23 protein-coding genes are annotated in these 24,430 nt (G+C 36.3%); 3 read left to right on the top strand and 20 right to left on the bottom strand.

The genetic code is table 11. The features are described 5' to 3' along the window. Position 1 precedes the first annotated feature (1 nt). The 18 genes from ACIPKN_RS13025 to nusB form a co-directional block, all read right to left on the bottom strand. The gene (locus tag ACIPKN_RS13025) at positions 2-391 is read right to left on the bottom strand and encodes a hypothetical protein (RefSeq protein ID WP_248716384.1); all 390 of its coding nucleotides are present in this window, start codon (positions 389-391) and stop codon (positions 2-4) included. 18 nt (positions 392-409) lie between these two features. Next, a complete protein-coding gene (locus ACIPKN_RS13020) occupies positions 410-1,399 on the bottom strand; it encodes a hypothetical protein (RefSeq protein ID WP_400936584.1) in 990 nt (329 codons plus the stop codon). 62 nt (positions 1,400-1,461) lie between these two features. After that, positions 1,462-1,647 carry a DUF5659 domain-containing protein gene (locus ACIPKN_RS13015; protein ID WP_132356652.1) on the bottom strand — a complete coding sequence of 62 codons (186 nt, stop codon included), beginning with the start codon at positions 1,645-1,647 and terminating at the stop codon, positions 1,462-1,464. A gap of 288 nt (positions 1,648-1,935) precedes the next feature. Beyond that, complete coding sequence (locus tag ACIPKN_RS13010; RefSeq protein ID WP_248716386.1) at positions 1,936-2,799, bottom strand: SU10 major capsid protein; 864 nt, start codon at positions 2,797-2,799, stop codon at positions 1,936-1,938. 30 nt (positions 2,800-2,829) lie between these two features. Beyond that, positions 2,830-3,243, bottom strand: a complete 414-nt coding sequence (locus tag ACIPKN_RS13005; RefSeq protein WP_400936581.1) for a hypothetical protein — start codon at positions 3,241-3,243, stop codon at positions 2,830-2,832. 461 nt (positions 3,244-3,704) lie between these two features. Beyond that, positions 3,705-4,622, bottom strand: coding sequence for a hypothetical protein (locus tag ACIPKN_RS13000; protein ID WP_400936579.1), 918 nt, complete (start codon positions 4,620-4,622; stop codon positions 3,705-3,707). Positions 4,623-7,043: 2,421 nt separating this feature from the next. After that, entirely contained in the window at positions 7,044-7,835 is a 792-nt protein-coding gene (spo0A, locus tag ACIPKN_RS12995; protein WP_053483724.1) for a sporulation transcription factor Spo0A, read from the bottom strand. Positions 7,836-8,175: 340 nt separating this feature from the next. Beyond that, positions 8,176-9,123 (bottom strand): SpoIVB peptidase S55 domain-containing protein, encoded by a 948-nt coding sequence (locus ACIPKN_RS12990; RefSeq protein ID WP_142507166.1) that lies wholly within the window; start codon positions 9,121-9,123, stop codon positions 8,176-8,178. Between the two features lie 120 nt (positions 9,124-9,243). After that, a complete protein-coding gene (recN, locus tag ACIPKN_RS12985) occupies positions 9,244-10,935 on the bottom strand; it encodes a DNA repair protein RecN (protein WP_400936577.1) in 1,692 nt (563 codons plus the stop codon). A 35-nt stretch (positions 10,936-10,970) separates the two neighbouring features. Beyond that, on the bottom strand, positions 10,971-11,420 hold the full coding sequence (gene ahrC / locus ACIPKN_RS12980) for a transcriptional regulator AhrC/ArgR (RefSeq protein ID WP_053483721.1): 450 nt from the start codon (positions 11,418-11,420) through the stop codon (positions 10,971-10,973). A 100-nt stretch (positions 11,421-11,520) separates the two neighbouring features. Further along, complete coding sequence (locus tag ACIPKN_RS12975) at positions 11,521-12,339, bottom strand: TlyA family RNA methyltransferase (RefSeq protein ID WP_400936575.1); 819 nt, start codon at positions 12,337-12,339, stop codon at positions 11,521-11,523. Continuing rightward, a complete protein-coding gene (gene dxs, locus ACIPKN_RS12970) occupies positions 12,339-14,240 on the bottom strand; it encodes a 1-deoxy-D-xylulose-5-phosphate synthase (RefSeq protein ID WP_400936573.1) in 1,902 nt (633 codons plus the stop codon). The genes ACIPKN_RS12975 and dxs overlap by 1 nt, the downstream gene beginning before the upstream one ends. A gap of 164 nt (positions 14,241-14,404) precedes the next feature. Continuing rightward, positions 14,405-15,286 carry a polyprenyl synthetase family protein gene (locus ACIPKN_RS12965; RefSeq protein WP_400936571.1) on the bottom strand — a complete coding sequence of 294 codons (882 nt, stop codon included), beginning with the start codon at positions 15,284-15,286 and terminating at the stop codon, positions 14,405-14,407. Positions 15,287-15,289: 3 nt separating this feature from the next. Next, positions 15,290-15,523 carry an exodeoxyribonuclease VII small subunit gene (gene xseB / locus ACIPKN_RS12960; RefSeq protein WP_053483717.1) on the bottom strand — a complete coding sequence of 78 codons (234 nt, stop codon included), beginning with the start codon at positions 15,521-15,523 and terminating at the stop codon, positions 15,290-15,292. Between the two features lie 2 nt (positions 15,524-15,525). Then, positions 15,526-16,878, bottom strand: coding sequence for an exodeoxyribonuclease VII large subunit (xseA, locus tag ACIPKN_RS12955; protein WP_142507171.1), 1,353 nt, complete (start codon positions 16,876-16,878; stop codon positions 15,526-15,528). An 858-nt stretch (positions 16,879-17,736) separates the two neighbouring features. Further along, positions 17,737-18,552, bottom strand: a complete 816-nt coding sequence (locus ACIPKN_RS12950) for an undecaprenyl-diphosphate phosphatase (protein WP_400936568.1) — start codon at positions 18,550-18,552, stop codon at positions 17,737-17,739. Between the two features lie 146 nt (positions 18,553-18,698). After that, the gene (gene folD, locus ACIPKN_RS12945; RefSeq protein WP_274068878.1) at positions 18,699-19,565 is read right to left on the bottom strand and encodes a bifunctional methylenetetrahydrofolate dehydrogenase/methenyltetrahydrofolate cyclohydrolase FolD; all 867 of its coding nucleotides are present in this window, start codon (positions 19,563-19,565) and stop codon (positions 18,699-18,701) included. Between the two features lie 33 nt (positions 19,566-19,598). Next, positions 19,599-19,979, bottom strand: a complete 381-nt coding sequence (gene nusB, locus ACIPKN_RS12940) for a transcription antitermination factor NusB (RefSeq protein WP_142507174.1) — start codon at positions 19,977-19,979, stop codon at positions 19,599-19,601. 605 nt (positions 19,980-20,584) lie between these two features. Here nusB and ACIPKN_RS12935 point away from each other — a divergent pair. Continuing rightward, complete coding sequence (locus tag ACIPKN_RS12935; protein WP_400936565.1) at positions 20,585-21,754, top strand: MFS transporter; 1,170 nt, start codon at positions 20,585-20,587, stop codon at positions 21,752-21,754. 81 nt (positions 21,755-21,835) lie between these two features. Here the strand turns inward: ACIPKN_RS12935 and ACIPKN_RS12930 are convergent, their stop codons facing one another. Further along, positions 21,836-22,246: an Asp23/Gls24 family envelope stress response protein gene (locus tag ACIPKN_RS12930; protein WP_132356667.1), complete on the bottom strand. Its 411-nt coding sequence runs from the start codon at positions 22,244-22,246 to the stop codon at positions 21,836-21,838. Between the two features lie 585 nt (positions 22,247-22,831). Here ACIPKN_RS12930 and ACIPKN_RS12925 point away from each other — a divergent pair. Continuing rightward, positions 22,832-23,269: a hypothetical protein gene (locus ACIPKN_RS12925; RefSeq protein WP_400936562.1), complete on the top strand. Its 438-nt coding sequence runs from the start codon at positions 22,832-22,834 to the stop codon at positions 23,267-23,269. A 53-nt stretch (positions 23,270-23,322) separates the two neighbouring features. After that, positions 23,323-23,592, top strand: a complete 270-nt coding sequence (locus tag ACIPKN_RS12920) for a hypothetical protein (RefSeq protein WP_400936560.1) — start codon at positions 23,323-23,325, stop codon at positions 23,590-23,592. Between the two features lie 507 nt (positions 23,593-24,099). Here the strand turns inward: ACIPKN_RS12920 and ACIPKN_RS12915 are convergent. Continuing rightward, positions 24,100-24,348, bottom strand: a complete 249-nt coding sequence (locus ACIPKN_RS12915) for a hypothetical protein (protein ID WP_400936861.1) — start codon at positions 24,346-24,348, stop codon at positions 24,100-24,102. Between the last annotated feature and the right edge of the window lie 82 nt (positions 24,349-24,430).

Below are 24,430 nucleotides of genomic sequence, written 5' to 3'. Positions count from 1 at the left end.
GCTACATCACCAATTCATCATAAGCATTGCTTTCTTGTGGCACATAGACCTGAGTAGCCTTAAACTCTTTATTAAATGCTCTGACCTGCTTTTGAAGGTCTAATAAAAGCTTAATAGCCTTTTCATCACCTTCAGTGGCTCTTTCTGCTGTGACTTGATAAATTTGCTCTAAATCATTCGCCATGCGTGATTCAAGATACAAATTAGTCAACATCAGATACTCAGAAGATTTCTCCCACTTCTTCATGTGGTTCAATGTTTTCACATCTAATTTTTGACACAATGCTTCTTCTGAGAGTTCTTCAGTGCGATTAACATATAGGTCAAACCTCCATTTAAAGTATTCCCTTTTCTTGTATGGAACTGCTTCAAGTGCTTTGTAAATATCCATAAATATCAGTCCTCTCTTTTAGTGATATTCAGTGTTCATTTCATCCCTGTTTTGGATGTAAAGTTTTGCATTTTCAATATGTCTATCAACAATTTTAAACTCATTGCCATACTCATCTATTAAATAGTCTTGTTTTTTCAGTTTCTTAATGCGGTTTTCCCCTGCTCTCAAGACTCTTTTTTCAATGTCAGTTAAACCTACTTCTCTTTTTTGTTTTCGCAGGTCTAAAACAGCAACATAATCCTGTTCAATAGGGAATACATCTTCACCATTTTCATCTTTAAATTTGTTGAATCGCTGCTCTGTTTCCTTCAACTGTTCTACAGTGATATGCTCTAGGTCTGTTTCTTCTTCAACTACTTTTTCAGCATACTTTTTCTTAAACGAATGATGTGTAATTTCATCATCTTCAAAAGGTGTTGTTCTATATTGGTTGGTGTTTTGCTTACCTGTATCGTTGTAATCACCAATATTCTTGTGAATTAGACCTGCTTCAATTGTTTCATTTACAGCTTGGACTGCTGTTGACTCTGAACAATTTAAAATCATCGCCCAACGTGATTTAGAACAAGTAAAAATACCATTCTCACTGTTTGCCCATCTATAGGTAGTAAGATATACATATAATTGGCGAATGTCTGTAAGTTCATTGAACACATCAAATTTAAGTTGTGTATGGCTTATATCTTCAAATTCCACTAATTCAGCAATAAGAATGTCATTAGCATTAAATTCACCCACAAGCTCACCATCAATACTAGTAAATCTAATGACCTTCTTATCTCTCAAAGAAATAAGAGTATCTTTGATTGCTTTAACTGCTCGCTTTTTGTTGCTTGCAAGTTCAATTTGTCCTTTGGCATGAAGCAATGAAGCTGAAATATAAATATCCTCTCTATAGTCCCTACTTATTGAAAGTAACGAATAGACATATAGCTCCTGCGGTGTTAGTTGAAACTCATTTCCATCTGAAATAAGTTGATTGTTAATCATAATAAATTCCATCATGTAAAAACTCCTGTGTGATTGTATTTTTATTATAAAAAAGAAGTCACCTTCTTGGTAACTACCTAGTTAATTTTCTTATATTTATCTAATGCTCGCTGTAGTTCATCAGTTTTCTGATATACTGTGTAAATCGCATTATCCTTAATGCTTCTAGCTTTTATGATATAAGAAATTCCTTCTTCTTTTAGATAGATTGAAAGTTTCTTTGTGAAGCAAAAGAAAAAGTCTTTTTCAGTTAAGTTTGTCATTTTATAAACTCCTATCTGCTTATTTGAACACTTAGTTTTTCAGAATAAATTCTTTGTATTTCTGTACTTTGTTTGCTTCCATAGCTACTTTGTTATTCTCATATTTTGAGAGCAAAGCGATTGAGCAACCAATGTGCCTAGCAATATCAGATAGCCTAATTTGCTTCCGTCTACGCATTAAGAACAGCTCTATTTGTGTCAAGGTCTTACTTCCTTTCTTCTAGTTAAAAATTTTCATGAAATGAATTGAAAAAGACACTCCCATTTCTGAGAGTGTCTAAGGGATTATTAACCCTGTGTTAATACTGCAATTGCTTTCTTTGAACCAACCTTTAAAGTTGCTTCTGCAATTACTTGACCTTTCACTGAATCACCTGTTTTTGCAAGTGGTTCAAAGTGTGGCTCACGCAAATATGCTACATCAACATAAGTGTCATTGAAGAACACAACTTTGTCAGCAGGAACATGTTTTGATAAAACAAATTTTACTGAACCATAATTAGTGTTAATTTCATCTACTAGTAAGCCAAATGATGTTGTCACATGGTTGTAAGAGTAGTTATCCTTATAGATAGCGTCAATTTTTTCTTTAATATCAGCATTTACAAAGGCATATACTTGACCTTCTGCTAAATCCTGATTCCAAAGATTACGCATAACTTGCTTAATTGCATTTTCATCAATCGGAGCTGTTACAGCATTAGTAGCATCAGCCATTTCAATTAGACCTGATAATTGGCGTTTAAACGGTGTTTTTGAACCATCTGCTCTAAGACCATTAATAAATTTCTTTTCCATGTTAACTTTTAACTCTAGTAAACGGTCAGCAACTTCTGCTGAGAACTGAGTTGATTGCATTGCTTCTGCTGTACCTGATACCTGAACACCCTTCTTGAAAATCTCAAGGATATTACTTAGTTCCGCTCTAGCAGATTCATAGAATACTGTTGTGTCTGCTCCTTCAACCGCTGAAATATCTTCATCATTAGATAGTGAGTTTTCTCGCCAGGAGTACACAGTGCTAAGTGCTTTTTCAATATTGCCTTTAGCCATAAGTAATGATGTAAAGGGTGTTGCCTGAACCCCAATTACTGCAATCTCATTTGCTAATGAAACGCGTTCTGATTCTGTAAATGATTGTGATTTAAACATTAATAATTTCCTTCTTCCCGTTAATTTGTTTTACTTAAATATTTTTGTGAACTTACTAGCAATCATGCCTTTAGCGTCACCATTTTTCTTGTGAGCTGTATAGTCATCTTGCTTAGCAACTTCCTTAGGCTTAAAGCCCATATCAAGTTTTACTTCATTTATTAACTCTGTTAGAGCGTCAACTTTTTCTATTGGCGTTTTAGCAAGACCAAACGTCTCTACAAATTCCTTTGCAAAACCAAACCCTCGTTCTTCAAGCTGTAGCTGTAATCTTAGATTTTCTAATTCAATTTTTTCTCGCTCTAAACGCTTGGTTTCTTTTTGTAGCTCCTGCTTTTCTTGTTCCAACGGATTTACATTCTGTTCCTGTTCAGTTACTTCAACTTCCTCAGTAACCTCAATAGATTCTCTTTCAATGGCTTCTGCTGTTTGTAAATTTTCCATTAATAATCTCCTTCTGATTTGATATTTTCCGTATTTCTACAAACTAAAAAAGCCAATAAGCAACTGCTCATGGCTTAATTGTCCATCACTCCATATAGACCCTTAGAACGTCATATTGAGCGTTATGAGTAAACCACTCATAAAAATCTCCATCTGAATCAGCAGATTGAATTATTTGCGCTCATAAGACTTCACAGGTCGTGTTCCAAGCTGTCACTCATTCAATAGATAATATGAACATGCTCAGTTAAAGATTTGAATAATGACCAATAAAAAAAGGACTACAATTAGTAGCCCTCAAACAATGGTGATAAATACGTTCAGTAGTTATCAATTTTTTGATTATTTCTGAAATTATATTAAGGCTCTAGTAAAACCTCAACAAATCAAAAATTCAAGAGGAAAATTATCCTCTTATAAGGAACAGTTTGTACGCGAAAAGTGTGACTTTTGAATTCAGGTCATCTCCAAGAGTCATACTTATCCTGAACACGCTTTAATCTTTTTTTGAAGTTGCTTTCCTCCAGCCCCATCAATCTAGCAAAGTGGCGTTTGTTAAAGTCGATAATTTCGCCATTTTGGTTAAATGTAAATACATCTGTTAGCTTGCTGTCCAAAGCCAGTTGCAAGTGATTTAGCAACCTATTTGTAAATTCCTTTTGCCTTTCCGACAAATTTAAGAAATCAAACTTAAATATCTTACGAAAGTTTGTTTGATTTTTGAGTAACTTCATATCACTTTGATTGATAAAATAACGTTCTCCATCTATATTAAACTCTCTAGTACCTGTTGCTTTAGCAATCTCACGATATATTTTTTTGTTAATACCATGATTGATATACTTTACAATCTCTTTGTCCGTTTTCGTTGTATCGACTTTAGGGATAATTTCATTTAACACTCTTTTTAAAGGCTCAACTGTCTCAGCAATCTTTTCAGCTTTTTCTTTTTTGACATACGGTAATACCCTTAATATGTCGTTAAAGCACTCATAAAACTCTTCATGTTCTACTTGCTTCAACAATTTATCAGGTATCTTATCAAAGTCATCAACGTGATAATACTCGCCAATCTGTGACAAATAGTAATAAATATAGTCTGTGGCTTTCATGTCATCATGTGTTCTCTCAATATTTGACAGATACTTTTTGTACACATACTTTGCGTATCGTTGTTGTAGCGAATTGATATAGATTGCTATATAATCCTCTGCAACTTCTGCCTTTGCTTTTCGTTTCGTCTTCATGTAACTGTACATATACTTTGTCACCAAATGAAAGGACAAATCATATTTAATATTTGCGCCCATGCTTATCAGCTCTGTTGCTAAGTCATATTTGCCTAATTTGTGTTGTTCTATTTTTTGTTTTAAATCCATTAAAAATGCTCCTTTTAATTTATCGTAATTATTGTTCTCTAGTTCTCATTATATATTATTTCACCAACTCTTTTCCCGAAATTAATTATCGAAATATTATCATCACAAAAATATTAGTAATACTTTTTTCATAAAAAAACATCTACAAAAAATAGGTACATACACTACTTCCCCCGAGAGAATGGTACTCATCCTCGCCATCAAATCACTAGAATTAACTGCTCTCCTTCTGACTTAATCTCGTCTTTGTCGTCTTGTAATAAAGAATATATTTTGGAAATCCATAAAACTCATTTGTTCAATCAAAATTAATCTATGCAAGTAAACTAGGACGCAAGCCCGTCAATAGTTTTTTCTTTAACCCTATTTATTTCTTTACAATAGTTTCTTTCTTTAAACTTGTTATAATGTGTCCCAATTAAGTATACTTTTTAGACACTCTTATCTAAAAACTGTTCCGAATTGGTACATTTCTTATAGACTAGGGTCTAAATACTGTACCAATTTAGTACACATTTACGCCCTAAGAGCATTTAATGCTTGTCAATCGTTCAAAAGTAACTGCCTTGTTTTCAAATAACTTCAAGGAAAAAGACAGACACACTTCATAGCTCCATTAATCCTCATTCGTTGAACCCGTATCTTTTACTTTTACCCTGTTTAAACCTGAACTTCAGTTCTACACATCTACTATCCGCTTCTGCCCCCGATAATTCCAATTAGCTAGCCTGACAAGCGCCATAAATACTTATCCCACTATTTTATGGAACATATTTAAATTATATTGTATGATGTGTTCTGCGTAGCGTAGCTTAGCCACTCAGACCTTCCACTCCTGACCTTTAACGGAGTCACCACCAATTCACTCAAAGCGAAACAAGGAACGCTTACATAGAGTCCAAACGATAATTATTACTTAAGCTATCGTACAAACCTGTCAAGTTTAGTTTGAAAACATGTTACTAGACTTTCACGTTCGACTACCGAAAATAAGCACACTTAGATAAATCTAGACATTGAATCTTTTTTCGAATATGCTGAAAATAGCTTTACATTGGTGTGTATGCTTTTTGCTTTACAGTAGTTATATTTATTAAAAGTCGTTAGTGTTCCCTGCACTAACGACTTTTTTATTCAATGATTTTCTATTATTTTCTATTGCAATTTCTCACATCGTCACTAGGACAATATGAGAACGCACTAAGCCTAATGCCTGTTTATACTCGCTTAGTCGAGTTATCTATACAGTTTTTTGTCCTGTACTTTATCGCTTTCAATTTTAACTGTTTTCACAATCTCAAAGCTTTCTAATTCTACTCAACGTTGCAAAATTGTATTTCGTAAATGAAAAGTGAGCCACTTCACAATTGAACAGTCAGTCCATTTCAGTGGACAAGTTAAATGTCACAGCATATTTTTCTGTGGGCTTTACATGGAGCCTCTACGGGCATAATTCGCACTTAAAAGCCGTTGTATCAGTAATTTAACGCCCGCACCAGGGTATCATGCCCGCCACTAGCCGAGGTGTTCTTCCGGAAAAGACAGACAGTGTAAAGTGGCTCACTGACTCAGTTAACAATTGGCTCAAAATTAGGTTGCGATATACACAAAATCACAATTTTCTTCAATGAGGTAACATTTGACGTTATTTCGTAGTTAAATTTGGATGAATAGATAAACCAACACTTAAACTCTCACTGTAGCTTCAAAATTATTACATATAATCTTGTTCCTCTGCTTGTAGGAAATAGATATGATGAATTTGAAATTTCTATCTCAAAGTTGTATCCAACGTCTTAAAACGACTGATATTTTAATTTATGTCCTTACTTAGTATTTTTGACAAGAATAGATTTTGTTTTGAAATTTGTAAGATTGTAAGCACCAAGCATTAATTTAATTTGGAAGCAGTTTTTCTGTTTATGCTTTGGCTTAATCTGTTCTACTGTTTACATTGGATTAACTGTTATCTCAAGTTAAGATTTCAAAAAGTTAAAGAATACTTTCAAATCCTTGTATAATTCGCTATTGTCGTATCCTACATAGGCTTTTGAAACAGCGTACTTTCCCGCTCTCGGAAGTAATGATGTATTGTCAAACATGAGAAAATTTCACCTTCCCTGCATCCTCAATTTTGAACTCTTGTACCATGAAATTTCTGAATAGCATTAAGGTCTGTTCATAAAATGGTTTTTGGTGAAAGATGTTTAGCTCACAATGCAATATAAAGGGATCCAACTGTAATCAAATAGATCTTACGCAAAAAAAACACACCTCCATCAATCGAATTTCCGTAAACTCAACAAATGAGTGTGCGTTAATACTTACCCGCTTATATTTAAAGGCTCAAAAAGTGATTTATCGGTAAATAAATCTATAATATATCAACTATAAGTCCTGTAATCCCTTGTAGCTCTAACCTTAACTCGCCATCATGTCGATGCGAATCTTGTCTGCAATCATGGCGATGAATTCACTATTTGTCGGCTTCGATTTTAAATGATGTACCGTATAACCAAACATCGACGAAATCGATTCATAATTGCCACGGTTCCACGCGACTTCAATGGCATGACGAATCGCACGTTCAACTCGTGATGGCGTTGTATTGAATTTTTTAGCAATTTCTGGATATAAAATTTTTGTCACAGAGCCTAATAACTCGATATCTTCGAACACCATCTGGATAGCTTCTCGCAAATAAGAGTAACCTTTAATATGAGCAGGAACGCCGATTTCTTTAATAATGGCTGTAATCGTGCTATCTAATTGATGTTGATTTAATTTTTGAGGTGCCGCTGGTTGTAAAACACTTGTCTTTTTAGGAAGTGTAGCCTTCTGCCCAGCACAATGTAAGATCTTTTGAACCAATTGATCAAATTCAAATGGCTTTAGCATGAAATAGGATGCACCTAAGTCTACAGCCTGTTTCATCACATCTTCTTGGCCAAAAGCAGTTAACATTATAACTTGAATTGATGACATTCGTTCATTTTGATACATCGACTCTAAAACAGCTAACCCATCAAGGTGCGGCATTATAATATCTAGAAGCAAAATATCTGGTGTGAATTCTTCTAGCATTTGTAAACAAACTTTCCCGTTTGAAGCAGTTGCAATTATTTCAATTTCAGGATGCCCTTGAAAATACTGCTCCATCGTTTTTAACAACTCACGATTATCATCTGCAATCGCTACTTTAACCTTTGTCATTTAAATTCCTCCTTTTGAACTGTGCTTTGAATTACCCCAAAGCGTCACCTATCCCCTAATGCAATTTTTGCACACTTTGGAATTTTCGACATTTTTGGTTTAAAAACCTTTTCAATTTCCAAAAATGAGTATGTAGTCCGATACTTTCTTTTTATATCGACAAGTTATGATAAATACCTGCAAAGCTTCGAATGCTTATATCATTTATTTTAGTGAAAAAACGGAGATAAAACTACAGTTTTTTTAAAGTGTCGCTAATCACTTCATAAATAAACGAAATACTTGATGAACAAGATATTTTTATGAAAGAATGGAGCTACCTTTTTGGCAGCTCCTTCGTTTAAGATGATTTTTTTAACATTTCTGCTACTGTAAGCGCTGCTCCCTTTTTTGGCTCCTCCACAAACATATGTGTAACTGCACCTACAAAAAGACCGTCTTGAATGATAGGACTGCCACTCATCCCCTGCAAAATACCACCTGTTTTTTCAATGAGCTTTTTGTCAGTTACTATGAATTCAAGGCGTTCATTTTCAACCTTGGTAATTTCAATTGAAAAAGTTTCTACCTTACTGCCCTCAATCGCAGTATAGATTTCAGCCTTCCCTGTTTTTATATCCTTTTCATGCATAATTTCAATTGCTTTTGGCAAACTTTGTTGATAACCGTCTTCCCAACGGCCGAAAATTCCATAAACCGTATTTTTATCGATACTCCCTAATCGATTATGGTGTTTTTCAATGGAGGATATTTTATAGCCAGGCTGACCAGGTATGCTTTTACGAATTTGTTGAATCGAAGCTAAAAAAATGGAACCAGCATGGAAAATAGGGGCTTCTTGTAACGTTGAATCAACGATTTGGTGGCCTAATGCACCGTAATTTTTTGTCTCTGGATCAATGTATGTCAATGTTCCTACTCCATCTGTTTCATCTTTTAGAAAGGAAATAACATGTTCTGCTTCTTGCTCCTGTAAATCAAGTGTCATTTCTTTTCCTTCACTTTTTATCGTCCATTTCTGTTGTCCTTGCCGAGCAACAGCTTTTTTGGCATCTACAAGTGTTTTTACTGTAATATCATTAATTTTTTCAATTACAGCGCCTCCTTTCATCCACTGATTGGAAGCTAACAGCACATCATGTGCTACAAATACATGTGAAAGCTGAAGTTGAATACCAATTGCTTCGCCCATCGGAATTAGCTTTTTTGCGGCAAAAGCCTTTACGGGCATGAATAATAAAACGATGAGCATAGGCAAAATGACAAATTGACGCCAACGACGATACATACGACACCTCCTTTTTGTTTTTGTCTTTTTACTATGTGTTTTTGTGGCGTTCTTATAAGCGGTAAATATTTGCGCAAAAAGAAAAAACCCAGAAACAACGAATGTTTCTGGATTCTTTTGCTATCTCATTTGTTTTTTTCGTGCATTAGCCATTTTTAAAAGCTCTGTGGCGTGTTGCAAAGTTAAATCTGTAATTTCCGCTCCAGATATCATGCGACTGATTTCTTCAATACGAGCATTCGTATCTATTTCCAGCAATGACGTAAATGTTCGATCATGCTCGACTTCTTTTTTAATAAAATAGTGATGATCGGCCATCGCAGCCACTTGCGGTAAATGCGAAATACATAAAACTTGAGAATTAACAGATATTGCAGCAATTTTTTCTGCGATTGCTTGTGCTACACGACCACTTACACCAGTATCTACCTCATCAAATATAATAGATGTTATGCCATTTGAGGATGAAAAAATCGTCTTTAACGCAAGCATCATACGCGATAATTCTCCACCAGAAGCAATTTTCGGTAAAGATTTTGGCGGCTCGCCTACATTCGTAGAAATATAAAAAATTACTTGGTCTTTCCCATTTGCATCAAAGTAAGGCAATTCATCAAAATTAACAATGAATTTTGCTTTTTCCATATGTAATTCACGTAGTTCGGCCATAATAGCTTCACTTAAATTATGTGCAGCGTCCTTTCGAACAGTAGAAAGTTCTGCAGCAAGTTCATTTAATACTGCTTCCATTTCCAATACTTTTCGTTCTTTTACTTGTAAAATTTCGTCTCGATTTAAAAGCTCATTTAACTCGGTTTTAATTTTATCGTAATACGCTAAAATCTCTTCAACTGTTGAACCATATTTGCGCTTCAAATTTTGTATTAAGGCTAAACGTTGCTCAACTTCATTTAATCGAGCCGGATCAAATTCTAATTCATCCAATACATTTTTGACCTGGTAAGCAGCATCCTGTAATGCATAAAATGCAGTCGTGACAGTTTCCGATGCTTCTTTAAATTGCTCGTCAATTGTCGCAGCATCCTCTAATGCACCCATCGCATTGCCAATCCAGTCAAGGCCTTTAGAATCACCTTGAATAGCTTCATATGCAGCACTCGAGCGTTCGAAAATCTTATTGAAATTCATTAAACGGCGACGTTCATCCAATAACTCATCTTCCTCGCCAAGTTTTAAATTGGCATCCTCCAGCTCTTTCATTTGGAATTGGTACAAATCAATACGTTGCGCCATTAACTGTTCGTCAATCGAAATCGAAGCTAATTCTTTTTTTAATGAACGATATTCTTCGTATTTAGAACTGTACAAATTTTGAATAGGTGTCAGTTGTTCCTCAGCAAAATGGTCAAGTAAATAGATATGCTGCTTCTCATCCATAAGCTCTTGATTTTCATGCTGTCCATGAATATCGATGAGGCTAGACCCAATATCACGTAGTACAGATAATGGCACAAGTTTTCCGTTTACTCGACAAACACTTTTTCCAGTATCATTTAAATCGCGGCGCAAAATAATGGTATCTTCTTCTATTTCTATGCCTGCCTCTTCAAGTTTCTTATAAACAGGATGCCCAGAACTTGAAATTTGAAATAAACCACCTAATTCTGCCTTTTTAGCTCCATGACGAATAAATTCGGAATTCCCTCGGCCGCCAGCAAGTAAGTGCACGGCATCGATAATAATTGATTTTCCTGCACCCGTTTCACCTGTTAAAACTGTTAAACCATCTGAAAAACTAACTGTTAAATCCTCAATGATGGCAAAGTTTCGAATACTAAGCTCTCTTAACACAAATTGTCACCTCTGTATCAAATTACCCTGCTATTTTACAGCATGTCTAATAAGCGATTTTTTGTATTTTCACGCTCATCTTCGTTACGACAAATAATTAAAATAGTATCGTCTCCAGAAATAGTACCTAAAATTTCAGGCCAATCTAAATGGTCAAGTAGTGATGCAATAGCATTGGCATTACCAGGAAGAGCCTTCATTACCAAAAAGTGTGATGCACCATCAATGCTGACAAAAGCATCGGCTAACGCACGGTGTAATTTTTGTATTGGATTGAAACGTTGGTCTGCGGGCAAGCTATATTTATAGCGTCCATCCTGTAAAGGTACTTTCACAAGATGAAGCTCTTTAATATCACGTGATACTGTTGCTTGTGTCACATTATAGCCTGCATCCTTTAAAAAATCGACTAAATCATCTTGTGTTTCAATTTCATGATTGGCAATAATATCCCGAATTCGTATATGCCTCTGTCCTTTATTCATATCGGTCACCTCTTATAAATAGTTGAATATTTGTATTTTTACACTACCATTTTAAACATAAAAGCACAAGAAAAAACACGGCTCTGTAAATGAGCACGTGTTATTTTAGTGCACTATGCGCTTCTTCAACGAGTGCATTAAAAGCTGTATACGCAGGAATTTCTTCATTACCTATAGGATTCACTAAATGGAATAAAAATTCAATATTTCCCTCGCCTCCTGTAATTGGCGAAAACGAAGCATCCTTAACGACAAAGCCAACCTCTGTCGCCATTGCAGCAGTTTTTTCTAAAACTGCTAAATGTACTTTTTTATCACGAACAATGCCTTTTTTACCGACATTCTCTTTCCCAGCTTCAAACTGAGGCTTCACCAATGCCATTACATCGCCACCTGGCATTAACAATGTTTTTAAGACAGGTAAAATAAGCGATAATGAAATAAAGCTAACATCTATTGTAGCAAAGTCTGGCAAGCCCTCTGTTAAATCTGGCGCTGTCGTATAACGGAAATTTGTTTTTTCCATAACAGTTACACGTTCATCAGAACGGATCTTCCATGCTAGTTGGTTAGAACCAACATCTAATGCATAGCAATGTCTTGCACCATGCTGTAATGCGCAATCTGTAAATCCTCCTGTAGAGGAGCCAATATCAAGCATTAGCTTCCCCTCTACAGACATATCAAAAATTTGTAGCGCCTTTTCAAGTTTCAAGCCGCCACGACTAACATATTTTAAATCAGAGCCTTTTACTTGTAGTGGTGCATCTATAGCAATTTTTTCTCCCGCCTTATCAATGCGAGTTTCATTAGAAAAAACAAGCCCTGCCATAATAGAGCGCTTTGCTTTTTCTCGCGTTTCGCATAGCCCACGCTCTACAAGTAAAATGTCTACACGTTCTTTTGGTTGTTTTGTCATTATTTATTCAAACCTACTTGTTGTTTTTGTTGAAGTAACACATGCAGACGTGCCACTGTATCCTCAGCCGTCATATGAATTTCAGCGAGAAGCTGATCTACATTACCATGCTCAATAAAATGATCAGGGATTCCCATACGATCAATTATTGCACTTAAATAGCCATGGTCATGGGCAAATTCTAATACACCACTACCAAAACCACCTTGCAGTACCGCCTCTTCAATCGTCAAAATTGGTTTACGGCTTGTTAATATACGGTGAAGTATATCCTCATCCATTGGTTTAATGAATCGTGCATTGACTACTTCTATCTCAACACCTTGCTGCGCTAAAATATTGGCTGCTGCCATTGCCATAGGAATCGTCGTACCAAAGGTTAAAATCGTTGCATCCTTACCTTCACGTAACACTTCCCAGCTACCAATTGGTAACGCCATAAGCTCATCATCTAACGGAACGCCTATACCATTGCCTCGAGGATAACGTAATGCAATTGGACCGCCATCATAGTCAATGGCTGTTTTCACCATATGCTGACCTTCATTTTCATCTTTTGGCATCATAATTGTCATATTTGGTATATGACGAAGGAATGCAATATCAAATACGCCTTGATGTGTTTCACCGTCTGCGCCAACTAAGCCTGCACGGTCAATTCCTATAAAGACATTTAGATTTGGACGTGCGATATCATGTAGTACTTGGTCATAGGCACGTTGAAAGAATGTTGAGTAAATGGCTAAAAACGGCTTCATGTTTTGTGTCGCTAAACCTGCCGCCATCGTTGCTGCATGTTGTTCAGCAATCCCTACATCAAAGAAACGTTCTGGGAAATCCGTTTGAATCCCTTGTAATTTTGAACCTACTGGCATTGCTGGGGTAATCGTGACAACGCGTTTATCCTCATGAGCAATTTTGCGGACAGTCTCAGCAATCAAGCTACTCCATGCTGGACCTTTCACCTCAGACTTTACAAAGGCACCGTTTTCAATTTTATACGGACCTGTCCCATGCCAATTACCAATTGTATCATCTTCAGCAGGTTTATAACCTTTGCCTTTTTTCGTAATGACATGAACGAGCACTGGGCCTTTCACTTTTTTAGCTTGTGATAATGTTGACTCAAGAGCATCGAAATCATGTCCATCAATCGGACCAAGATATTTAAAGCCTAGCTCCTCAAAGAACACACCTGATACTACTAAATATTTTAAGCTATCCTTTAAGCGCTCAGCAGTTGTAGCAAGCTTACCGCCTAGCACTGGGATCTTATTAATGAGCGATTCCAGCTCTTCTTTAGCTTTTGAATATTCTTTAGCTGTACGAAGACGCCCTAGTACACTGTGTAGCGCTCCGACGTTTGGAGCGATTGACATTTCATTATCGTTTAAAATGACAATCATATTTGTTTTAGCATGGCCGATATGGTTTAACGCCTCCAGCGCCATACCGCCTGTCAAAGCTCCATCTCCAATAATTGGTATCACGAAGTTTTTTTCTTTTTTGATATCTCGTGCTGCTGCCATACCCATGGCTCCTGACAAAGATGTCGAGCTATGACCTGTCTCCCACTCATCATGTTCACTCTCCACACGCTTTGGAAAACCACAAAGCCCTTTGAACTGACGTAATGTATCAAATTGATTTGCACGACCTGTCAAAATTTTATGCACGTAAGCTTGGTGGCCAACATCCCATAAAAACTTATCTTGTGGACTGTCAAACATTTTATGGAGCATAATCGTTAGCTCCACAACACCTAGGTTCGGTCCAATATGACCACCCGTGACAGAACATTTTTCGATTAAGAAGGTACGAATTTCTTGTGCAAGTCGCTCAAGACCCTTCTTATCTAAGCTTTTTAAAAAGGCTGGACTAGTTATATTATTAAAATCCACCTTTCTCACACACCTTTTCAATAAATTATTCACCGTAATTGTGTTTCCACTATTATAACAGTGTTATTAATATGCTAAAAGTACGAACACTTTATTGTTTGCACATTGGCAAACGCCTTCACCTATTCTAGCATATTATGTGCCTTTAACGCCTCGTTTTTCCCCTAGTTTTTACGATGTACAATATAGGCTGCAAACTCACGTAATAAGCTGGCATCTACTTCCAATTTATCTAGTGCGTTAATGGCATGCTGATAATGCTCAGCAAGCTTTTCTTTTGCCCCTTCTAAAGATAATAGAGCTGGGTATGTGCTTTTGTCACTTGCTACATCTTTACCTGCAGTTTTACCTAGTTCTTCTGTAGTACCCTCAATATCTAAAATATCATCTTGAATTTGGAAGGCAAGACCAATATGATGCGCATATTCCTTTAAAGTTTCGCGTTCTTCTTGCATTACATCAGCTAACACGGCTCCCGCTTCAATACTAAATCGTAATAGAGCGCCCGTTTTATTGATATGGACATGCTCAAGCTCAGCTATGTTTAACTGACGCTTCTCACCTTCCATATCGAGTACTTGACCCCCAACCATACCTTCTGCACCAGCTGCTTTACTTAACAGATTGACTAATTCAATGCGTTTTTCAGCTGATACATCCATGCGTGCTAAAATGCCAAACGCAAGTGTATTCAATGCATCGCCTGCAAGTGTCGCTAATGCTTCACCATAAACTTTATGATTTGTTGGCTTCCCTCTACGGAAATCATCATTATCCATACTTGGTAAATCATCATGGATTAATGAATACGTATGGATGACTTCAACTACAGATCCTACCGTTAAACCATCCTTCAAACCCTTATTGTAAAGTTCAAGAACAGCCAATACGAAGAGTGGGCGAATACGTTTACCTCCAGCTTTTAATGAATAAAGCATTGATTCTTTTAAATTGGCTGGTGCATCAATTTTCTCGACTAGTGCAAACATTTCAGCTTCAACTTGAGGTATGTTGCTTTCAATAAAATGTTTTAATTGCTCGTTCATTTTTTAGTTCTCTCCCTTTAGTGGATCAAATGCCGTAGTCTCACCTGTCTCTTGGACAATAGAAATTAACTGCTCCTCAGCATGTTGCAGTTTGCTATGGCAAAATTGTGATAGCTCCATACCTTGTTTATATAAATCAATCGCGTTTTCTAGAGGCACATCACCTTGCTCTAACTGACGGACAATTTCCTCAAGTGCCGTCATTGCATCTGCGAAAGTTTGTTGTTTCTCTGCCACAATTATTCCCCCTCATTTTTCGGCAAGATCTTTACCACATCAGCAATAACCTTTCCATCATGGAAGGAAAGTGTTAATTGATCCTGTGGCTTTACATCAACTGATGATTTTAACATTTGATTATCTTTATAAGCTACCGTGAAGCCCCTTGTTAAAATGGCAAGTGGATTTAATGCTTCTAAAGTTCTGACAGTTGCTTCAAATTGTTGTTTTTGTTTCGTTACATAATGAGTTGCAGCACGAGTTAATTGTTGGACATGAGTTTCTAGCTCTCGTTGATGGAAAGCCAATGCCTTTTTTGGCGAGTGCTGCTCTACCGCACTATGTAATTGTTGAAACCGCGCTGTTTTCTTCATCAAATCGACCTGCATGGCTTTTTGTAATCCCGTTTCAAGTTGTGCTAGCCTTTCTGTAAATGGTCGATATAGGCGTTCTGGCATTGACAACGGATAAGATTGTTGGAGCTTATTTAGACGCTGACGTTCTGCCATAAGTTGCGCTCTTACGATTTGATGCAGTTGTGATTTTTGTGTAAGCACCCGTTGAAATAATTCTTGTTGATCAGGTACAGCCATTTCAGCCGCTGCAGTTGGTGTCGGAGCGCGCAAATCAGCTACATAATCCGCGATAGTCGTATCGGTTTCATGACCTACTGCGCTAATAATAGGGATCCGGCTTCCAAAAATCGCTCGTGCAACAGCTTCCTCATTAAATGCCCATAAATCTTCAATCGATCCACCGCCACGCCCTACAATCAGTACATCGCAACTCCCATCGATATTTGCTCGTTCAATGTTGTGAACAATATTCGGCGCTGCTTGCGCTCCCTGTACAAGGGTTGGATAAATAAAAACTTCAGCAAGTGGATAGCGTCTCTTTAATGTTGTACAGATATCTCGAATGGCAGCACCTGTTGTCGACGTTAAAACACCGATTTTTTCTGGAAACCTCGGAATTGGTTGTTTCCACTCAGGTTTAAAAAGCCCTTCTTGTTGTAACTGCTCTTTCAGTTGGTTAAAAGCAACAAACAAACTACCTATTCCATCTGGTTGCATTTCCTGTACATATAATTGATATGTACCGTAGCCTTCATAAACGTTTACATCTCCACGGATAAATACTTGCATACCTTCCTTTGGTTCAAACGCTAATTTTGTGGCTGCTGTTTTAAACATGGTGGCCGCAATTCGTGCTCCATCATCCTTTAATGTAAAATAAATATGCCCTGATTGATGAATTTTGACATTGGATAGCTCTCCCTTTACATAGACTTCACGTAAATGCGGATCAGCATCGAATTTCCGTTTAATATATTTTGTTAATGCTTTTACAGTTAAATAAGAAGCAGATGACATTTTCCCGGCTCCTTTACTAAAATCAAGTTTTTCACAAAACTACACCTATCATAACATTTTTTATTGCGCATGACGTGCCAAAATACAGTTTCGGTTGAAAAAACGACTGTCTTGTATTGAATTGAAAATCTTACTATAACATATCTTAAGATTTCGTATTAGATAAAATATGTCTTTTCGGCGAAATAAACGGTGGAGTTGCGTTTTGACTGAGTGCTTTGCTGGGGGAGCGGATAGAAGAATCGGAGTGGCTGATTTATCTACGGAGGTGGCTGATTGAACCACTAGAGCGACGGTATGAAAATGAAGTGACGGATAAAACTGGCCAAGTAACGGTAAGAACCACCGGAGCGACGGTATGATTTTAGTTTTGTCAAATTGTGCAGCTTATGTTGGAATTCGCCGCTAAAAGTGTGAGTTGCGCCGCTAAAACTTGAAAGAGCCAGAATCGCTGATAAAAGAGCAGAATGAAAGCGAAACGACGGATAGATCTGCCAGAACGACGGATAAAACAGGCCAAGTGACGGTAAGAACCCCCGAAGCGACGGTATGAAAGTCAAGTCCTTAATATTGTGTAAAATTCTATACAATGTTCTTCAACTCTGACTTTAGTTTTGTCAAACTGTCCAGCTTATGTTGGAATTCGCCGCTAAAAGTGTGAGTTGCGCTGCTAACCAAAGGAAGAACGCCGCTAAAACACGAAATTCCGCCACTAACCAAGCAAGGAACGCCGCTAAAACTTGAAAGAGCCAGAATCGCTGATAAAAGAGTCAGAATAAAAGCGAAACGACGGATCTATTTGATTTTCTTAACAAACAAGAAAACCTCACAACTGAATAAAATTATGAGGCTTTTACATTAATAAAATATTAATAGAAGCGTCCCTACAAGAAAGCAATAATATGTAAAGTAGCTAAGCTTGCCACTTTTCATAATGCCCATAAACCAACGCATTGCAAAATAAGTCATAAATAATGTCACAATAAATGTCGCAGCATAAGGAATTACTAATGCACCTTTATTTGGCTCATCTAAAAAATCAGAAATCCCAAGGACAACTCCACCAAGACTTACAGGAATATAGAGCATGAAGGAAAATCGCAAAGCGGTTTCCTGTTTCATACCAACTGCAATGGCTGAAATAATGGTTGCTCCTGAACGGCTAATACCAGGTGTTAATGCTACAGCTTGACCAAGACCTACGATGATGGCGTCTTTCGCAGTCAAATCCGCATCCCTTTTCGTACCACGCATATTACGGATTAGCCATAGAGCAATCCCTGTCACAAATAGCATAAGTGCTATCGTCGTCATACTAACATTATCCGCAATAACATCGCTTAACAAAACACCTAAAACCCCCGCTGGAATAGAACCAATTACTATGAATATGGCGAAACGAAAATCAGCTTTATAACGATTCTGTCCAGTTTTCAGATACAGGAAAAAATTCGTAATGAGTCGGACAATATCCTCTCGATAAATATAGACAATAGCCAGTAAAGAAGCTGTGTTCGTTAAAATAGCAAAAGTAAAACCTTGCTCACCAAGACCAAGAATTTCACTTGCAATCATAACATGTCCGCTAGATGATACAGGAATTGGCTCTGTAAACCCTTGTACAAGACCGATAATAATATGTTTAATGATCAGTATTAAATCTATGTTTTCCATAAAAACCTCCCTATTCATATGTATGGCCCAAACGTTATATTAGACGTTAAAAACAACGCGAAAGTTCTTGAAATACTCAGAAAATAAACCATACAAAAAGCTACCTCAATAAATTGAGATAGCTTTTTATAAAGAGTCATTCAAAATTATAACTTAACTGTATGTGCAAGCTTATTTTCTGCTGCTTGAACTGTGTTGAATAGAAGCATAGTAATTGTCATTGGTCCTACACCGCCTGGTACAGGTGTAATGTGAGAAGCAATACCATCGATCTCACTAAAGTTTACGTCACCGCAAAGCTTGTTGTTTTCATCACGATTAATGCCAACATCTATAACAACTGCGCCTTCTTTAACATGTTCCTTCGTAATAAAGTTTGCACGTCCAACTGCCGCAATTAATATATCTGCTTGTTTAGTGAATGAAGGTAGATTTGGTGTTTTGGAATGCGTATATGTAACGGTTGCATCTTTTTGTAGTAGTAGTTGTCCCATTGGTTTCCCCACGATATGACTACGACCTACGATGACCGCGTGCTTTCCTGCTATTTCAATTCCTGAATATTCAAGAAGTTTCATTACGCCAAACGGTGTACAAGGCAAAAATGTTTCTTGGCCAAGCATCATTTTCCCAACACTTACTGGTGAGAAGCCATCAACGTCTTTTTCCACAGCAATTGTGGCAATAACAGTATCCTCATCAATATGTTTAGGGAGTGGTAATTGTACTAAAATTCCATGAATATCTTCACGATTATTTAGTAATTCAATTTGTGCTAATAGTGCATCCTGTGTAGTTTCTTCTGGCAGTTTGATTAACTCAGAAAACATACCAATGGCTTCACAAGATTTTTGCTTATTTCTCACATATGTAGCCGAGGCTTGGTTGTCTCCTACTAAAACAACCGCTAAGCCTGGTGTTAATCCTTGCTCTTTTAAACGCGTTACTCGCTCTGCTACTGAATTACGAATTTCTTGACCAATTTCTTTACCATTAATAATTGCACTTGACATAGACCTTAGTTACTCCTTCCAATTTAACACATTTTATTGTTCTGTAAATTTAGAAAGTACGCCATTAACAAATTTCGACGAGCCATCGTCGCCAAATGTTTTGCATAACTCGATTGCTTCATTAAGTACTACTCTTTTTGGTGTTTCTGGCATGTATAAAATCTCGTATACAGCTAGACGTAAAACCGTTCTTTCAATTTTTGGTAAACGGGCAAGTGACCACTTTTCAAGATGCTGCTCTATAGTAGCATCGATTTCCTCTAAATGTTCAACTGTTCCAGTAACAATCTTTTCGTAGAAGACATTTGTTGGTTGGCCTTTAATATGGCCCATTGCTTCTTCTACTGTTAGTTCAGTATTGTCTAGCTGAAACAAAACTTGCAACGCTTTTTCGCGTGCCTCATGTCGTTTCATGTAAAGCTCTCCTTCTTAAGTGGCATTAAGGTTTATAATAGCATAAATTCGTACGAGAAACACGAATTCAAGCAAGTTTTCAATAATCTGATACCTTTTTCAAGCAAGTTTTTGCTTATTTTAACACCCTTCAATTAACTTTATGAAATTTAATGTTAAAAAATGAAAATCCATCATTATTGTTTAAATAACAAGAATGTTATAATCAAGGAAAATAATCTCATTTTCCGAGGTGTTCATTATGCATTATGAAGTTATTTGTACAAGCTGTAAAAGAACTTTCAAGCTATATGAAGGCGAGGAACAAAATAAAGCAATAAAAAGAACGCAAATCCTGCCTATTTTACTGCGAGGATTGTAAATAAAATCGTTTTGATATCATAAGAAATTTCTTTAGCCATTACTAATAGAAGCAACAACGTAGTATGAACAAAAATTTATCGTGCCACCTGTATAACTGCGAACTAATACTTCCACACTTATAAAAAACTGAAAAAATAAAACAAATCTTTTGACCCTATAGTTACTATAGGGTTTATTGTATTACATGGAAATATTCTAGTAGATTTAGATTCATGTATCGTGAAAGATTGAAGGAGAACAAAATGAATAAGCAACAAATTTTAACCTTAAGTATTTTATTATCGAATTTATTCATTGCCTTTTTAGGCATTGGTTTAGTTATACCCGTGCTACCAACACTCATGAATGAGCTAAAAATTTCAGGCTCTGTCGTTGGTTATATGGTAGCAGCATTTGCTATTACGCAACTTATTGTTTCACCGATTGCTGGTAAAATGGTGGATACTATTGGCCGAAAAATTATGATCGTTGCAGGTCTTTTTATATTCGGTTTTTCAGAGCTACTATTCGGGCTCGGACGCACAGTTGAAATACTCTTTATCTCGCGTATGCTAGGTGGTGTAAGTGCTGCCTTTATCATGCCGGCGGTGACTGCCTATATTGCTGATATTACAACATTGTCACAACGTTCAAAGGCATTGGGCTTTATGAGTGCAGCGATTAGTACTGGCTTTATTATCGGACCTGGGATCGGTGGATTTTTGGCAGAAATCGGAACACGCATACCATTCTACGCTGCAGGTATACTTGGATTTTTAGCAGCTATCTTGTCAATACTATTACTAAAAGAGCCGACACGTGCTTCAGATGATGTAGAGTCTGCTCCATCAATTTTAGGCAGTGTAAAACGTATTTTTAGCCCACTATACCTTATTCCATTCGTCCTTATTTTCGTACTGTCCTTTGGTTTAGCTGCATTTGAATCGTTATTTAGCCTATTTGTGGATCATAAATTCGCATTTACGCCTTCAGATATCGCGATTATTATTACGGGGAGTGGGGTAGTCGGGGCCCTTGCTCAGCTGATGTTATTCGATTGGCTGACAAAGAAAATGGGCGAAATTAATCTTATCCGTTATTCACTCATCCTTTCTGCTGTTTTAACATTTGCTATGACCATTGTTAGCCACTATTTCGCAATTTTATTTGTCACATTCTTTATTTTCGTCGGCTTCGATTTAATCCGTCCTGCCGTTACCTCTTATTTATCGAAAATAGCTGGTAATGAACAAGGATTCGTCGGTGGTATGAACTCCATGTTTACAAGTCTCGGGAATATCTTTGGTCCTATTTTAGGTGGGATATTGTTCGATATAAATTTAAACTACCCATATTACTTTGCGACAATTGTTATAACAATCGGCGTAATACTTGCTTTGTTCTGGAGAAAGCCAAAGCAAATTGAAATATAATAAAGTAGCGATACTAATCACTGCTGATCAATTTCCGTTACAACGTAAAAAGAAGGATTGCCCTATAGGCAACCCTTCTTTTTATTCTTGTACGGCTACTTCTTCTTTTTCAAAGTGAATACCTGTAATGTGTACATTCACTTCAGCTGTTTCAAGTGCTGTCATATTATAAATCGCTTGGCGAATTTGAGTTTGTACTTCCTTCGCCACTTTCGGAATTGTATAGCCGTATTTTACAGAGCAAAATACATCAATGGCAATCTCACCAGTTTCAGTAACACCCGATTTAATGCCCTTATTGTGAACTTTTTTACCGAAGCGTTCTACTACGCCAGTAGCAATATTACCACGAGTTGCCGCGACTCCTTCTACCTCGTTCACTGCTATTCCAGCAACAACCTCGATTACTTCCGCTGCTACTTCAATTTTCCCAAGTTCTTCTTTTCCAGAAGGCGTTGGTTGTACGAAAGATTGTCCTACTTTCTCTGCCATACAAATATCATCCTTTCCCTTACACATCACAAACAAATGCTGTACTTACGCTTATTATACTATAAAAAGGAAGGTTTGGCTTCGTAAAGCCGATTTAATTTATTTAGGACAGGTTAACATTGATAAATTCAATAACGTCTCGATAAAAACGAAAAGTGAAAACAGCCGCTACCTCATAAATATATTTTTCACCCTCCCTCTTAGTAAATTAACCAAATTTAATTAGAGTGAATCCTCCCTACTAGCCATTTTGCATCAGGAAACCTAGCGTTGATTTTATCACTTACGACTTTCGATAATACATCAAAACATTTCATCTTTTTCCATTTTAATTTCAATAAACAATCATAATAAGCTATAATTCACTATATATGAATCAATTTCATGAATCATATTTCCCAAAAATATTATGAACAAAAAAGAAATAAATAGTTTCAATTAGGATAGAAGAAAATTCCTTTCATTTTTTTGTTTAGTTCCCACTCCTCCTAATCAGTTAACAGAATTTTCCGTTAATTGATTACAATATTAAATAATTATGTTTAAATTCAAGATAATACTACTAAAAGGGAGTGGGAATTAAAAATGATAACCAAATACAAAGTTTTTATTGTACCTTTAGTTTTTGTCTTTGCTTTATTGTTACTTAACACCAATGTCAGTTCTACTTATGCAAAAAAGCTAGAAGATTTGAGTAACTTTAGTAAGTTAGACACAAGTACAAAAAACACTATCCAACAATACCCTTTAGAAGTTCAAAAGAAACTTGTAACACAAGCAACAGAAATGAACGATGTTTTTAATATTCTCGACAAAGTATTCGGAAGTTACGAAGCGTTCTCCGATATAGGCACTATATATCTATCAAATAATGGTGAAATAATTATTGGATTAACAGGCATTTCAGATGAAAAATTAAATACTCTTAAGGCTTCTCTTCAGGTTATAGATGAAGATAATTTAATTAAATTTGAATCAGTAAAATATAGTATTAATGAGTTAGAACAATTCAAGACGAAGTAGCACTAGCTGTTCAAGGGTTAATTGAAGATAAATCTGTAATTACAGACCTTGATTTGATTGACAAAAAAATAACTGTTTCTGTAGAAGATTTAAAAACAGATGAAGAACAAACAATTTTATCATACCTAAATCAAAATAATTATATAGATTTAATTCAATTAAAATCACATGATAAATCAATGAATCTTCATGGTGAACTAGCAAGAGCAAGGAATTGGACAAAATTAGGTGGAGGAATCCAAATACGAAATGCTTATGATCATCTGTGTACTACAGCGGGGATAGGAAAGAAAGTTTTTCCAAGCTCGGAATTATATTTATAAATCAGTGGTAAAGCGGCAGATTGTTATCTTCACCAAAAATAGAGATATATTGTTCTGAAGGGCCAATTTTTATATAGTTTGACACTTGAGTTTTCATTTTCTTCTCCTTCCTTACTCTCACTTTGTTCCACGTGTATTTACCGCGTTGTTTGAAATAAGGAACAATTTAGTTTTTGAATTATAGTTCTTCACCAAAATGTATGCTTGGCTGTATATTCCTTTACAGATGAATGCTTTCCGCAGGCACAGTTTTCCTGTACTTGCCACTTTGCTTTCGGTACAAAAACTCGCCACCTTCCACTCCATATTTAGTCTATTAAATTGCAAGTACACATATTTTGATGTTGACCTGAATTATATTCATTGTATCATTTTTCCAAAAAAATATTTTATTCAAGCGTTAATAACTACTTGAGTATATAAAAAATAAGCCGATCAATAATCGACTTATTAAACACCCCAATTCTCACTTTATTAACTTATATAAATTATTGTAATTATGTAGTGTTACTGTCTCTTATCAACAAATAATAAAATTAGTGTTGCCAATGGACCTAACACAAGAGAAAGTAAAAACCAATTAAACCCCGTTCTATTTTTTCCTTGTGCAAGTGCAGCATTGATCAACGCTAATGTACCCCAGCCTACGACATATTGATTATCCATCATCTGGCCCCCTATTTCATTAAACACTGCACGTTTAGTATAGATTGCTTCATATTTTTGATTATAACACATCCAAATAACATACTTCATAAAAGGCGAAATCCGAGAGGTAACCGGGCAACGATGTCCGTTAAACCAAAACGATTGTTATTTTCAAAAACGCCGAGCTGCT

Source organism: Lysinibacillus sp. NPDC086135 (assembly GCF_044746345.1).
Taxonomy (GTDB): domain Bacteria; phylum Bacillota; class Bacilli; order Bacillales_A; family Planococcaceae; genus Lysinibacillus.
Note: the sequence above shows the minus strand (reverse complement) of the source record. Positions and strands in the feature narration are given on the sequence as shown.